The organism is Stenotrophomonas nematodicola (assembly GCF_009467805.1).
In the GTDB taxonomy this organism is placed as follows: domain Bacteria; phylum Pseudomonadota; class Gammaproteobacteria; order Xanthomonadales; family Xanthomonadaceae; genus Stenotrophomonas; species Stenotrophomonas nematodicola.
In genome coordinates, this window is sequence record NZ_WIAY01000003.1 from 202,858 (window position 1) to 216,732 (window position 13,875).

The 13,875-nt window shown below is 68.9% G+C and carries 10 protein-coding genes; 5 read left to right on the plus strand and 5 right to left on the minus strand.

Features of this window, described 5'->3' with window-relative positions; all coding sequences use genetic code 11:
* Positions 1 to 359: 359 nt before the first annotated feature.
* Positions 360 to 4,289, minus strand: a complete 3,930-nt coding sequence (purL, locus tag GDJ08_RS11765; protein WP_037591298.1) for a phosphoribosylformylglycinamidine synthase — start codon at positions 4,287 to 4,289, stop codon at positions 360 to 362.
* 289 nt (positions 4,290 to 4,578) lie between these two features.
* Here purL and GDJ08_RS11770 point away from each other — a divergent pair, with 289 nt between their 5' ends.
* The gene (locus tag GDJ08_RS11770; RefSeq protein WP_153164923.1) at positions 4,579 to 6,684 is read left to right on the plus strand and encodes a glycosyl hydrolase family 18 protein; all 2,106 of its coding nucleotides are present in this window, start codon (positions 4,579 to 4,581) and stop codon (positions 6,682 to 6,684) included.
* A 69-nt stretch (positions 6,685 to 6,753) separates the two neighbouring features.
* Here GDJ08_RS11770 and GDJ08_RS11775 read toward each other — a convergent pair whose 3' ends face one another.
* The gene (locus GDJ08_RS11775) at positions 6,754 to 7,533 is read right to left on the minus strand and encodes a thioredoxin fold domain-containing protein (protein WP_017356283.1); all 780 of its coding nucleotides are present in this window, start codon (positions 7,531 to 7,533) and stop codon (positions 6,754 to 6,756) included.
* Positions 7,534 to 7,635: 102 nt separating this feature from the next.
* Positions 7,636 to 8,613 (minus strand): site-specific tyrosine recombinase XerD, encoded by a 978-nt coding sequence (xerD, locus tag GDJ08_RS11780; RefSeq protein WP_026070805.1) that lies wholly within the window; start codon positions 8,611 to 8,613, stop codon positions 7,636 to 7,638.
* A 70-nt stretch (positions 8,614 to 8,683) separates the two neighbouring features.
* On the opposite strand from xerD, the gene GDJ08_RS11785 reads away from it, so the two are divergent.
* A complete protein-coding gene (locus GDJ08_RS11785) occupies positions 8,684 to 9,157 on the plus strand; it encodes an RDD family protein (protein WP_136003777.1) in 474 nt (157 codons plus the stop codon).
* Positions 9,158 to 9,324: 167 nt separating this feature from the next.
* Here the strand turns inward: GDJ08_RS11785 and lptG are convergent, their stop codons facing one another.
* Positions 9,325 to 10,431: an LPS export ABC transporter permease LptG gene (lptG, locus tag GDJ08_RS11790; protein ID WP_017356286.1), complete on the minus strand. Its 1,107-nt coding sequence runs from the start codon at positions 10,429 to 10,431 to the stop codon at positions 9,325 to 9,327.
* Positions 10,428 to 11,507, minus strand: a complete 1,080-nt coding sequence (gene lptF, locus GDJ08_RS11795) for an LPS export ABC transporter permease LptF (RefSeq protein WP_017356287.1) — start codon at positions 11,505 to 11,507, stop codon at positions 10,428 to 10,430. The genes lptG and lptF overlap by 4 nt, the downstream gene beginning before the upstream one ends.
* Before the next feature lie 104 nt (positions 11,508 to 11,611).
* On the opposite strand from lptF, the gene GDJ08_RS11800 reads away from it, so the two are divergent.
* The 3 genes from GDJ08_RS11800 (at position 11,612) to GDJ08_RS11810 (ending at position 13,835) form a co-directional block, all read left to right on the plus strand.
* Entirely contained in the window at positions 11,612 to 13,090 is a 1,479-nt protein-coding gene (locus tag GDJ08_RS11800; RefSeq protein WP_153164924.1) for a leucyl aminopeptidase, read from the plus strand.
* A gap of 85 nt (positions 13,091 to 13,175) precedes the next feature.
* Entirely contained in the window at positions 13,176 to 13,601 is a 426-nt protein-coding gene (locus GDJ08_RS11805; RefSeq protein WP_017356289.1) for a DNA polymerase III subunit chi, read from the plus strand.
* A gap of 45 nt (positions 13,602 to 13,646) precedes the next feature.
* Positions 13,647 to 13,835 (plus strand): YqaE/Pmp3 family membrane protein, encoded by a 189-nt coding sequence (locus tag GDJ08_RS11810; RefSeq protein WP_017356290.1) that lies wholly within the window; start codon positions 13,647 to 13,649, stop codon positions 13,833 to 13,835.
* Positions 13,836 to 13,875 lie beyond the last annotated feature (40 nt).

A 13,875-nucleotide genomic window follows, 5' to 3' on the forward strand; every position in this document is an offset into this window, starting at 1 on the left:
TGATTTACTGCGTTATGCCGAACGGCAGGCAGAGACGTACAGCGTTGCTCGCTTTCCGTGCGGTTACTGCTGACTGAACGCTGTCGAAATGAGAATGCAGTGTTAACTTACCGTGCCGAATCCGTCAAGACATTGACGTGGAAAAACATATGACCGTGTGTTTCGTCACATTTTCGACGCGATACTCGGTTATTTCGTTATAACAGCGTGAAACCACGTGAAAACGGATTTCGGCCATGTAACGCGCTGTAACTCATTGCCAGCGATGAAAATCGCGGCGCAAAAAAAAGTCGCCGGTGATACCGGCGACTTTCTTCATGCGACTTTCACAGTGCAACCATTCGCAACAGTAGGGTTGATCATCCGCACCATACGCGTGCGTTGCGGAACATCCGCAGCCACGGCGAGTCGCCGGTCCACTCGGCCGGATGCCAGCTCAGATTCACCGCGCGCGGCGTGCGCTCGGGGTGCGGCATCATGATGGTGACGCGGCCGTCGGTGGTGGTCAGGCCGGTGATGCCGTCCGGCGACCCGTTCGGGTTGAGCGGGTACTGGCTGGCCACATTGCCATCGCCGTCCACGTAACGCAGCGCGACGCGGGCGGCCGCCTGGTCCACGGCGGAGGCGAACACCGCCTGGCCTTCGCCATGCGCCACGGCCACCGGCAGGCGCGAGCCGGCCATGCCACGCAGCAGGATCGAGGGCGATTCCACCACTTCCAGCAGGGCGGTGCGCGCTTCGAACTGCTCACTGCGGTTGCGGCGGAACTGCGGCCAATGCTCGGCACCCGGGATGATGTCCTTGAGCTGGCTCATCATCTGGCAACCGTTGCACACACCCAGCGCGAAGCTGTCCTGCCGCGCGAAGAACGCCGCGAACGCATCACGAAGCGCCGTGCGCTCCAGCACCGAGGTGGCCCAGCCGCGGCCCGCACCGAGCACGTCGCCGTAGCTGAAGCCACCACAGGCAACCAGCCCGGTGAAGTCCGACAGCGCGACGCGGCCTTCGATCAGGTCGCTCATGTGTACGTCGAAGGTGCGGAAACCGGCACGTTCGAAGACGTTGGCCATTTCAATCTGGCCATTGACGCCCTGCTCGCGCAGCACCGCCACGCGCGGACGCGCGCCGATGTTGATGCGCCGCTCCTGCCCCTCCTGCGCCCGCGACACGGGTGCATCCCGGTACGGCGACGCCACATCCTCGTTGAGGTCGAAGGTCAGCTTCGGCTTCAGGCCCGGCGCGGTGAAGCTGCGCGCGACCGCACGCTCCTGGTCGGCGTTGTCCGGGTTGTCGCGCAGCTTCTGCATGGCGTGGGTCACCGACCACCAGGCATCGAACAGTGCTTCCCAGCGCCACTCGACCAGGCTTTCGCCCTGCAGCGACACCCGCACCACCGGCGCGGTGGTCGGCCGTGCGATGCGCTGCGCGCATTCGGTCAGCGCATGGCGCTCGACCAGATCGGCGAACGCGGCGCGGTCTTCCTTGGCGATCTGCACCACCGCACCGAGTTCTTCGTTGAACAGGCTGCGGAACGGATCATCGCCCCAGGCATCCAGGGTGATGTCCATGCCCAGACGCGAAGCAAAGGCCATTTCGCACAGCGCGGCGAATGCGCCGCCATCGCTGCGGTCGTGGTAGGCCAGCAGCAGGCCGGCCTGGCGCGCGTCACGGATCAGCTCGAAGAACGCACGCAGGCGCTGCGGATCGTCCAGGTCCGGTACGGCACCGGCGAACGCGGGCAGCGCGCTGTGGTCGGCATGCACCTGGGCCAGGATCGACCCGCCCAGACGCTGTTTGCCGGCGCCCAGGCCGATCAGCCACAGCTCGCTGTCGGCATCGCGGTCCAGCAGCGGGGTCAGCTGGGTGGTGGCGTCGGCCACCGGCGCGAACGCGGAGATCACCAGCGAAACCGGCGAGACCGACTTGTGCGCGGTACCGGCGTCGTGCCACTGCGCCTGCATGGACAGCGAGTCCTTGCCGACCGGAATGCTCAGGTCCAGCTGCGGGCACAGCTCCATGCCCACCGCACGCACGGCGTCGTACAGCAGCGCGTCTTCGCCGTTGTGGCCGGCCGCAGCCATCCAGTTGGCCGACAGCTTCACCGTCTCCAGCGCGTCCACCGGAGCGGCGCACAGGTTGGTGATGGCTTCGCCCACCGCCATGCGTGCCGACGCGGCCGCGTCCAGCAGCGCCAGCGGGGTGCGCTCACCGATCGCCATCGCTTCGCCGGCCACGGTGTCGAACCCGGCCAGGGTGATGGCGACGTTGGCCAGCGGCAGCTGCCACGGACCGATCATCTGCTCGCGCGCGGTCAGGCCGCCAACGCTGCGGTCGCCGATGGTGACCAGGAAGTTCTTGGACGCCACCGACGGATGCGCGAGTACGCGCAGGCCGGCGTCATGCAGGTCCAGCCCGGCGGTCTTCAGCGCCGGCCAGCGCGGCGGCGCCGGGTGAACGGTATCGCGGTGCATCTTCGGCGCCTTGCCGAACAGCACGTCCATCGGCAGGTCGATCGGCGCGTCGGCCGGGATGTTGTCCACGGTCGCGCCGTAGGCCACCACCAGGCGTTCTTCGGCGGTCGCCACGCCAACGGCGGCGAACGGGCAGCGCTCACGCGCGCACAGCGCGGCGAACTCGGCCAGGCGCGCCTGCGGCACGCCAAGCACGTAGCGCTCCTGCGATTCGTTGCACCACAGCTGCATCGGCGACAGCGACGGGTCGTCGGTGGGCACCTTGCCCAGGTCGATCACGCCGCCCACGCCCGAGTCGTGCAGCAGTTCGGGAATCGCGTTGGAGAGACCACCGGCGCCGACGTCATGGAACCAGCGGATCGGATTGTCCAGGCCCAGCGCGACGCAGCGGTCGATCACTTCCTGGCAGCGGCGTTCCATTTCCGGGTTGTCGCGCTGCACGCTGGCGAAGTCGAGGTCTTCGGCACTTTCGCCCGAGGCCACCGAACTGGCGGCACCACCGCCCAGGCCGATCAGCATCGCCGGACCGCCGAGCACGATCACCGCGTCGCCCGGCTGCAGCCTGAGCTTTTCGACCTGGACCTGGTCGATGGCACCGAGGCCACCGGCCAGCATGATCGGCTTGTCGTAGGCGCGGGTCAGGCCCTCGCCTTCGGGCAGCTCGAAGCTGCGGAAGTAGCCAAGCAGGTTGGGACGGCCGAACTCGTTGTTGAACGCGGCGCCGCCGAGCGGGCCGTCCAGCATGATGTCCAGCGCCGGGGCCATGCGCGGGTTCAGCGCGCGCGGCGCTTCCCACGGTTGCGGCAGGGTCGGAATGCGCAGGTGCGAGACCGAGAAGCCGGTCAGGCCGGCCTTGGGCTTGCCGCCGCGGCCGGTGGCGCCCTCGTCGCGGATTTCGCCGCCGGCGCCGGTGGACGCGCCCGGGAAGGGCGCGATCGCGGTCGGGTGGTTGTGCGTTTCCACCTTGATGCAGAACGCCGAATCGACCACCGCTTCGCTGCGGTACTCGCCCGTGGCCGGGTCCGGACGGTAGCGCGCGGCGGGGAAGCCGGCGACCACCGCGGCGTTGTCGCTGTACGCGCTCAACGTGTGCTGCGGGGTCTGCTGGTGGGTGTTCTTGATCATGCGGAACAGCGAGTGGGGCTGGTCGGCACCGTCGATGGTCCAGCTGGCATTGAAGATCTTGTGCCGGCAGTGCTCCGAGTTGGCCTGCGCGAACATCATCAGTTCCACGTCCGACGGGCTGCGGCCAAGCGCACCGAAGCGCTCGCGCAGGTAGTCGATCTCGTCCTGGGCCATCGCCAGCCCGAGGCGGCGGTTGGCCGCTTCCAGGTCATCCAGCGCGATGCGCTCCAGCTCACCCCGGGCGGGCGCGGTGAACAGCGCCTGGGCCTGATCGGCGCTGTCCAGCACCGACTGGGTCATCGGGTCGTGCAGCACGCGCGCCACCGCCTCGGCCGTGGCCGCGTCGGCCGGCCAGCCGACCAGATCGATGCGCAGGCCGCGCTCGACGCGGCGGATCGGCTGCCCGGCACCGCGGACCAGCTCGGTGGCCTTGCTCGACCAGGGCGACAACGTCCCCAGGCGTGGCACGACGAAGCGGGTAACGGCCCCCTCTTCCTGCCCGGCCAGCGTCGGCTGGGCTTCCAGGATCCGGCTCAGGATCGCCGGGTCCGGGGCGGCATCGCCCTCGGTCTGGATGAAGTAGACATGCCAGGCACCGGCGATGCGCAGGGAGGCGGCGAGGGACTGCAGGCGGGATTCAAGACGTTCGCGGCGGAACGGCGAAAGGGCGGATGCGCCCTCGAGGACCATCATGTCCGGGGAACCGTGGTTGGAGACGGGGCCCACTATTGTACCCAAGTCCACCGCCGGAACCCGCCCGGCCGGGGGAGCAGCCCCCTGCGTCTTCACGGCTGAACCATGCACTGGTTCACGGATTGTCGGCCGAATGCATGACAACGTTATCACCACCTGGCCGGGCGCCTTCCGGCCGGGGCTCCGTCCGCCCCCACTGCTGTCGCCGGCCTCTCTCACCGGCCCCGGACTGCTGCACGCATGGCGCCAACCCGGCGCCATGCGCCCACCACCTGATCGGAGAATTCCCATGCAGGACCCGATAGTGCGCAGTGCAGTGACATCGATATCTCCCCCGGCCCGACGTGGCCATGCCCGCTGGCTGCTGGTGCTGGCCCTGGCCGCCGCCGCCGGCGCGCCGACCCTGGCCCAGGCCGCCAGCTGTACCGGCGTGCCGGAATGGAACCCGGCCGCCATCTACCTGGCCGGGTCCACCCTGCAGAAGGGCGGCGTGCTGTACCGGGCCAACCAGGACATCTGGAACGCCCCGCCGGATCACCCGGCCGGCGCGCCCTACTACACCAACCTGGGCACCTGCGACGGCAGCGGCGGCAACCAGCCGCCGAGCGTCAGCCTGACCTCGCCGGCCAATGGCGCCAGCTTCAGCGCCGGCAGCAGCATCACCGTCAGCGCCAATGCGAGTGACAGCGACGGCAGCATCAGCAAGGTCGAGTTCTTCCGCGGCGGCACCTCGCTGGGCATCGACACCAGCGCGCCGTACAGCGTGACCTGGACCAATGCAGCGGCCGGCAGCCACACCCTCAAGGCCGTGGCCACCGACAACTCCAATGCGGTCACCTCCTCGACCACGGTCAGCGTGACCGTCACCGCCGCCAGCAACGACACCACCCCGCCCAGCGTGCCCGGCGGCCTGGCATCGCCATCGAAAACGGCCACCACGGTCAACCTGACCTGGAACGCAGCCACCGACAACAGCGGCGGCAGCGGCGTGGCCGGCTACGACGTGTACCGCAACGGCGGTCTGGTGGGTTCGCCCAGCGCCACCCAGTACACCGACGGCGGCCTGACGGCGAGCACGGCCTACACCTACACGGTCCGCGCACGCGACAACGCCGGCAACGCCTCGGCGCAGAGCGCATCGATCAGCGTGACCACGGCGGCCGGCGGCGGTGGCGGCGGCACCAAGCGGGTGATCGGCTACTTCACCCAGTGGGGCATCTACGGGCGCAACTACCGGGTCAGGAACATCGACACCAGCGGTGCGGCGGCCAGGCTGACGCACATCAACTACGCCTTCGGCAACGTGCGCAACAACCGCTGCGAAGTGGGCGTCACCCAGGCCTCCGATCCGAACACCGGCGTGGGGGGCGATGCCTTCGCCGACTACACCAAGGCCTTCGGCGCCGGCGAGAGTGTCAGCGGCAGCGCCGATACGTGGGACCAGCCGCTGCGCGGCAACTGGAACCAGCTCAAGCAGCTCAAGGCCAAGCACCCGAACGTGAAGGTGCTGATCTCGCTCGGTGGCTGGACCTGGTCGCGCGGCTTCTCCAGCGCGGCGCAGCCGGCCAACCGCCAGGCCTTCGTGGCCTCGTGCATCGATGCCTACATCAAGGGCAACCTGCCGGTCACCGACGGTGCCGGTGGGGTGGGCGCGGCCGCCGGTGTGTTCGATGGCATCGACATCGACTGGGAGTACCCGGTGGCCTGCGGGCTGAGCTGCGGCACGCCGGCCGACAACGCCAACTACACGGCACTGCTGGCCGAGTTCCGCCGTCAGCTCGACGCGGTGCGGCCGGGGCTGCTGCTGACCGTGGCGGTGGGCGCGGGTATCGACAAGATCCGGGTGACCGATCCGGCCGCGTTCCACCCGTACCTGGACTTCATCAACGTGATGACCTACGACTTCCACGGCGCATGGGACCCGCAGACCAACCATCACTCGGCGCTGTTCGACTCGCCGGCCGACCCCTCCACGGGCGACCAGAAGTTCTACAACAGCAACGATGCGATGGAGGCCTTCATCAGCCGCGGCGTACCGGCCAGCAAGCTGAACCTGGGCATCGGCTACTACGGGCGCGGCTGGACCGGCGTGGCCAGCGGCAACAACGGCCTGTACCGCAGCGCCAGCGGCGCGGCACCGGGCACGTACGAAGCCGGGATCGAAGACTGGAAGGTGCTCAAGAACCTTGCCTGGCCGGTCTATACCGACACCACGGCCAAGGCCACGTGGATCTCCAACGGCACCACGTTCTGGAGCGTGGACACCCCGGCGATGGTCACCGAGAAGATGGGCTACGTGAAGGCCCAGGGCCTGGGCGGCGCGTTCTTCTGGGAGTTCAGCGGCGATGACGCGCAGGGCACGCTGACCAAGGCGATCAGCGACGGCCTGAACTGACCGGTCGCCGGCCGACCCTCGGCCGGCCCCGCAACGGCAACGCCCCGGTCATGCCGGGGCGTTGTTGTTTCAGCGGCTGCCGCCGGCCGAGATGCGTTCCAGCGCGGCCTTGAGCTGCGCCGGGGGCACATAGCCGCCGAGCTGGGTGCCATCGGCGGCAAAGATCGCCGGGGTGCCATTGACGCCGATCTGCTGGCCGAGCGTGTACTGCATGGCCACCGGGTTGGTGCAGCTCCTGGCCGGCACCGGCTTGCCGGTCTTGGCGGCAGTCAACGCCTGCTTGCGGTCGGCTGCGCACCACACCGAGATCATGTCGGTGTAATCCTGGCTGCCCAGGCCCATGCGCGGGAAGGCGAGGTATTCGACGGTGATGCCGTTGCGGTTGAGCTCGGCGATATCCTGGTGAAGCTTGCGGCAGTACCCGCATTCGATATCGGTGAACACGCTGACGGTGTACTTGGCGTTGGGCGCGGCGAACACGATGCGCTCGCCCTGCGGCACCTTGTCCAGCAGACCGCGACGGTATGCGAGCAGGCCGGGGCTGCTGGCCGGCGCCTTGTTCTGGATGTCGTAGGGCTGGGACTGCATGAGGTAGCGACCGTCATCGGAGACGTACAGCACCTGGCCGGCCACCAGCACTTCCCGGAACCCGGCGAACGGTGCAGCGCCGATGAAGTCCGGGGCAAACTTGGGGTCCAGCTGCTGCAGGGCGGTGCGTACGCGCTGCTCGGCGCTGCCGCCGGCCACCGGGGCAGACGCGGCGGGCTTGGCAGCCGGCGCGGAGGGCTGCTGCGCGCAGGCAGTCAGGCTGAGCGCGCCGAACAGGGCGGCAATGGCAACTCGGAGCATGGCGCGATCCGGTAGGAAAGAAGGTCCGGGATTCTCGCATAGCCGGGCCGTCGCCCGGCTGCACGGCAGCGGAACAGTGATGCGTTGCACGCCGGGGGCGGGTCAGCCGCGCGGATGGTGCCGGGCGTGCAGCTTCTGCAGGTGCTCGCGCGCGACGAGGGTGTAGATCTGGGTGGTGGACAGCGAGCTGTGGCCAAGCAGCATCTGCAGCGCGCGCAGATCGGCACCACGGTTGAGCAGGTGGGTGGCAAAGCTGTGCCGCAGCCCGTGCGGGCTGATCCGGACCGGGTCGATGCCGGCCAGGGCGGCATACTTTTTCACCAGCCCCCAGAACTGCTGGCGACTGAGCGGCTGCAGGGACGGAGCGAGGAACATCGGCACGCTGCCGTCCTGGCCGCCGGGCACGCTGCGCCCACCGGCCAGCCGCGGGCGCGAGTGGGCAAGGTAGCGTTCCAGCCAATGCTGGGATTCCTCGCCCAGTGGCACCAGGCGCTCCTTGCTGCCCTTGCCGGTGACGCGCAGCACGCCCTGGCGCAGGTTGACGGCGTTGGCGGGCAGGTGCACCAGTTCGCTGACGCGCAGGCCGGCGGCATACATGAGTTCGAGCATGGCCCGGTCGCGCAGGCCGATCGGATCGTCGATGTCGGGAGCATCGAGCAGCGCATCGATCTGGCTTTCGGCCAGGGCCTTGGGCAGCAGCCGTGGCAGGCGCGGCGGGTCCAGCAGGGCGGTGGGATCGTCGGCGCGCCGGCCGCGACGCACGGCATCGGCAAAGAACGCGCGCAGGGCCGAGAGCAGACGTGCGTTGCTGCGCGGCGACCATCCATGCTGCGCGCGCCACGCCAGGTAATCGAACAGACCGGCACGGTCGATGGCGGACAGGCCACCGGCCTGTCCGTCGCGCCAGCGCGCGAGCCCTTCCAGATCACGCCGGTAGCTGTCCAGCGACGCACGCGCCAGGCCCTGTTCTGCCCAGATCGTGTCGAGAAAGTGCTGGATGGCGGCCGCATCGGCATCGCGCAGCGCGGGCAGGTGCTGGACCAGTTGGCGACGTTGCGCCGGGGTGGAGGCATCGGACATGCCGCCAGCATACGGAGCGCGGCACGCGCCGGCCATCCACGCCGGGCCGATGCCCGGGTATGCTCGCGGCATGGTCACCACCGCCGATGCCCCCACCGCCACCCGCCCCGCGTCGCTGCTGCTGTGGCGCCTGCTGGCGCTGCTGTACGACTTCTTCCCGGCGCTGGCGCTGTGGATGCTGGTGAGCTCGCTGTTCGTGGCCGGCTACACGCTGTCCGGGCACGCGGCGCGCGACAACATCGCGCCGTTCAGTACGCTGCAATGGCTGCTGTGGCTGTGCTGCTGGCTGGTCACCGGCCTGTACGCGACGTGGAGCTGGCGTCGCGGCGGCCAGACGCTGGGCATGCGGCCGTGGCGGCTGCAGGTGGTCAACACCGACGGAACGCCGCCCACCCGCCGCCAGCTCTGGCTGCGCTACAGCGTGGGCACCCTCTCGGTACTGCTCGGGGGGCTGGGCCTGTGGTGGGCCCTGCTCGACCGCCAGCGTCTGACCTGGCACGACCGCGCCAGCGGCACGCGGCTGGTGCGCCTGCTGAAGCGCTGAAGCGCTGAAGCACCGAAGCACCGAAGCACCGAAGCGAAGGCAACTGCAGCGTTTCAGGTGTTCCCGCGCTGGGTACCCGTACCCCAGGGCTGCGGGACACGCCTGCCCCGGGACAACCAAAACGCCGCACGCCCTGCTTCTGCTTAACGCCTGACGCCTGACGCCGCTTACCCCGACTTCCGCCGGAACAGCATGCCCGACACCACCAGCATCACGATCGGTGGCAGCGCGTAGGCGATGCGGTAATCGAACTTGAGCGCGCCGGCCATGCGGCCGAAGAACAACTGCAGCAACCAGAAGCCCAGCGCGAACAGGATGCCGAGGAACAGGCGCTTGCCCATGCCGCCGCTGCGCAGCGAGCCGAACGCGAACGGCACGGCCGCCAGGCACAGCGCCAGCACGTTCAGCGGATAGAACCAGCGGCTCCAGTAGATGTCTTCATAATCGCGCGCATCCAGCCCGTTGCGCTTGCGGTACTCGATGCTGTTGCGCAGGTCCATCGCCGTCAGGTTGCGCGGCTTGGCGATGCCCGTGGCCAGCGCCGCCGCATCCAGCCGCGAATCCCACGGCTCCGAGGCCACGGTCTGGCGCGTTGCCGAGCGGTCGCCGAAGGTATCCCGGCGCACCGTTTTCAGCACCCAGCCCTGCGCATCGTGCTCGGCCGTTGCCGCGTGCGTCAGCGAGGCCAGACGCCCATCGTCGCCGATCTTGTACAGGCGCACATCGTGCAGGACCAGGCGCGTCCCGCCCCCTGCCTGCAGCTGCTCATCGCCACTGGTCGCACTCAGGAACGTGTCGCCCTCGCGCGCCCAGACGCCCTGGTAGCGCGCCGCGCTGAGCGTGCTGCCCCAGCGCGCGCTGATCTTGATGTCGTCGGCCTTGCTCTGGCCCCACGGTCCCAGCGTTTCGCCGCTGAACACCATCACCGCGGTCAGCAGCGACAGCGCCACTGCCACCGACACGCTCAGCCGCTTGCGCGACAGACCCAGCGCCCGCAGCGCCGTCAGTTCCGAGGTGGCCGCCAGCTGCCCCAGCCCCATCAGCGCGCCGATCACCGCGGCCGTCGGGAAGAAGGTGTAGGCGCGGCGCGGCACCGTGTACAGCACCCAGGCCGCCGCATGGCCAGCCGTATAGCTGCCCTTGCCCACGTCCTTGAACTCGCCGGAGAACGCCATCACCACGTCCAGCCCGACCAGAACCGCCCAGGTCAGCAGGACCGTGCCGAACACCGCCCGGCCCAGATAGAAATCAAACCGCATGGGACGCAGTTTCATGCGGTCCTCCGGGGACGCGACAGCTTGCCGTCGCGGAAATACATCCAGATGGCCAGCGCCAGCAACGGCAGGCTCAGCCACCACAGGCCCACACTGCCGGGCACCTTGCCATCGGCGATCCAGCGGGTGCCGATGAACATCAGGTTCATGCCCACCATGTAGGCCAGGAACGCCAGCATCATCCGCCCGTAGCGCTGCTGGCGCGGCGAACTGCGTGCCAGCGGCAGCGTCATCAGCGCGAAGGCAAGCGCGATCAGCGGCGGGGCGATGCGCGCGTGCAGCTGCGCGCGGGCCGCCGGCCGGTCATCGCCGAGCAGCTGACCTGTCGTCAACAGCTCCGGATCGTCGTCCTTGCGCGTGTCGGCCCCGTCCGGCAGCGCCACATCGTTGCGCGCGAAGGTCACCAGCCTGTAGTCCAGGCCGCCGTTGACCGGGCCTTCCACCTGGTGGCCATCGTCCAGCTCGAGGTAGCGCTGGCGCTCGCCCTCGAAGAACATCCGGCCACGGTCGGCCGAAACCACCTCGATGCGGTCGCCCTTCTGGCGCTGCATGAACACCTTGCCCAGCTGGGTGCCATCGGGCGACACCGAGGACAGATAGACCACCCCGCCATTGGGCAGCGAGGTGAACTTGCCCGCCTCCAGGCCGGCCATGACGATGCTGCGGTTGGCCTCGTCGATCATTTTCTCGCCGGTGCGGTCGGCCCAGGGGCCCAGCCACAGCGAGCACAGCCCGATCACGGCGATCACCGGCAGCACCAGCATCATCAGCGGGCGCAGCAGGCGCCGGGGCCCGACCCCGATGGCGGTCAGCACCGCCATCTCCGAGTCGCGGTACAGGCGGGCGGTGGCCAGCAGCAGGCCCAGCATCAGCGCCAGTGGCAGGATCAGGGGCATGTACACGATGAACTGCAGGCCCAGCTGCGAGAACAGCAGGCGGGCGGGCAGCCGGCCATCGGCGATGTTGCCGAGGATGTCCACCAGGACACCACCGACACTCACCACCAGCAGCACGATCAGGGTGGCCAGGAAACTCTGGAGGAAATCACGCAGGAGATAGCGATCGAGCTTCGACATGGGGCGGTGGTTTAAACTCTCGGATTCGTTCGCGGCATGGTCCAGTCTACTGGCTGGGCGTAAACAGCTCGCGATTGTACGGATTTGCCAACGGAATCTGATCAATGGCCCTGGAATTCACCCTGAACCGCGCAGCACCGGCCACCGCCGCGTGCGACTGCGTCATCGTCGGCGCCTTTGCCGACCAGTCCCTGAGCCCGGCGGCACAGGCCCTGGATGCTGCCTCCGGTGGCCGTCTGTCGGCGCTGGTCGCCCGCGGCGACGTCGGCGGCAAGACCGGCAACACCACCCTGCTGCACGATCTGCCGGGCGTGACCGCACCGCGCGTGCTGGTCGTCGGCCTGGGCGAAACCGCCAAATTCGGCGTGCCGCAGTACCTCAAGGCGGTCGGTGACGCCAGCCGCGCCCTTAAGAGCGGCGTCAACCACCATGCGCTGCTCACCCTGACCGAACTGCCGGTGAAGGGCCGTGATGCCGCCTGGAACATCCGCCAGGCCATCATCACCGCCGACCACGCCGCCTACCGCTACAGCGCCACGCTGGGCAAGAAGAAGGCCGAAGAACCGGGCCTGACCACCCTGGCCATCGCCGGCGACGACGCCCAGGCGCTGACCCAGGGCCAGGCCATCGCCGCCGGCGTGCAGTACGCCCGCGAGCTGGGCAATCTGCCGCCGAACCTGTGTACCCCGGCCTACCTGGCCGAGTCCTCTGTCGCCTTCGCCCAGGCCCACGCCGGCGCCGATGCGGAGATCCTGGACGAGACCCAGATGGAAGCGCTGGGCATGGGGTCGTTGCTGGCCGTGGCCCGCGGCTCGGCCAACCGCCCGCGCCTGGTCGTGCTGAAGTGGAGCAACGGCGGCGACGCCAAGCCGTACGTGCTGGTCGGCAAAGGAATCACCTTCGACACCGGCGGCGTCAACCTGAAGACCCAGGGCGGCATCGAAGAGATGAAGTACGACATGTGCGGTGGCGCCAACGTCATCGGCACCTTCGTGGCCGCGGTCACCGCCAAGCTGCCGCTGAACCTGGTGGTGGTGGTGCCGGCGGTCGAGAACGCCATCGACGGCAATGCCTACCGCCCGTCCGACGTGATCACCTCGATGTCCGGCAAGACCATCGAAGTGGGCAACACCGACGCCGAGGGCCGCCTGATCCTGTGCGACGCCCTGACCTACGCGCAGCGGTTCGAGCCGGCCGCCCTGGTCGACGTGGCCACCCTGACCGGTGCGTGCATGGTCGCCCTGGGCCACCAGACCGCCGGCCTGATGACCAAGCACGACGACCTGGCCAATGAACTGCTGGCCGCCGGCGAGCACGTGTTCGACCGCGCCTGGCGCCTGCCGCTGTGGGACGAGTACCAGCCGATGCTGGATTCCAGCTTCGCCGACGTCTACAACATCGGCGGCCGCTGGGCCGGGGCGATCACCGCCGGCTGCTTCCTGTCGCGCTTCACCGAAGGCCAGCGCTGGGCCCACCTGGACATCGCCGGCGTGGCCAGTGACGAAGGCAAGCGCGGCATGGCCACCGGCCGTCCGGTTGGCCTGCTGAGCCAGTGGCTGCTGGACCAGGTCGCACGCGCCTGATGCCGTGTCGATCGGGGCGGCCGACCGGCCGCTCCGATCCCGCCCGGCCGGCTGCCGGGCATTCCCCTCCGCTCCAGGCCTGCCCATGTCCCGTGCTGATTTCTACCTGATCGCCAAGCCCCGCTTCCTGACCGAGCCCCTGCGCCTGGTCTGCGAGCTGGCACGCAAGGCCAACGACGCCGGGCTGTTCACTCTGGTGCTGGCGCGCGACCAGGCCCAGGCCGAAGCGCTGGACGAACTGCTGTGGGCGTTCGACGACGATGCCTACATTCCGCACCAGATCGCCGGCGATGACGTCGACGAGGAAGAGGCGCTGGTGCTGATCGCCGCGCCCGGCACCGACGCCCCGGCCCGCCCGCTGGTCATCAATCTGCGCGACGACCCCTACCTGGCCAGCTGCGACCGCGTGCTGGAAGTGGTGCCGGCCGACCCGGAAGCCCGCGAGCCGCTGCGCGAGCGCTGGCGCCAGTACAAGGCGCTGGGCTTTGACCTGAACAAATACGACATGTGACGCCCGGCACCCCGCGCGGGTGCCCGCTGCGTCCGGAGACCCTTGATGCGCCTGCTGATTGCCCTGATCTTTCCCTGGTTGTCGTTCTTCACCATCGGTCGCCCGTTTGCGGGCATCCTCTGCCTGATCCTGCAGATCACCCTGATCGGCTGGCTGCCGGCCGCCATCTGGGCCGCCTACGCGGTCTCGCAGTTCCATACCGACCAGAAGATCCGGCGCGCCCTCGGCCGCTGATTCTCCGGCACCCCCACCTCCCGTCTTCGATCCCGGTTTC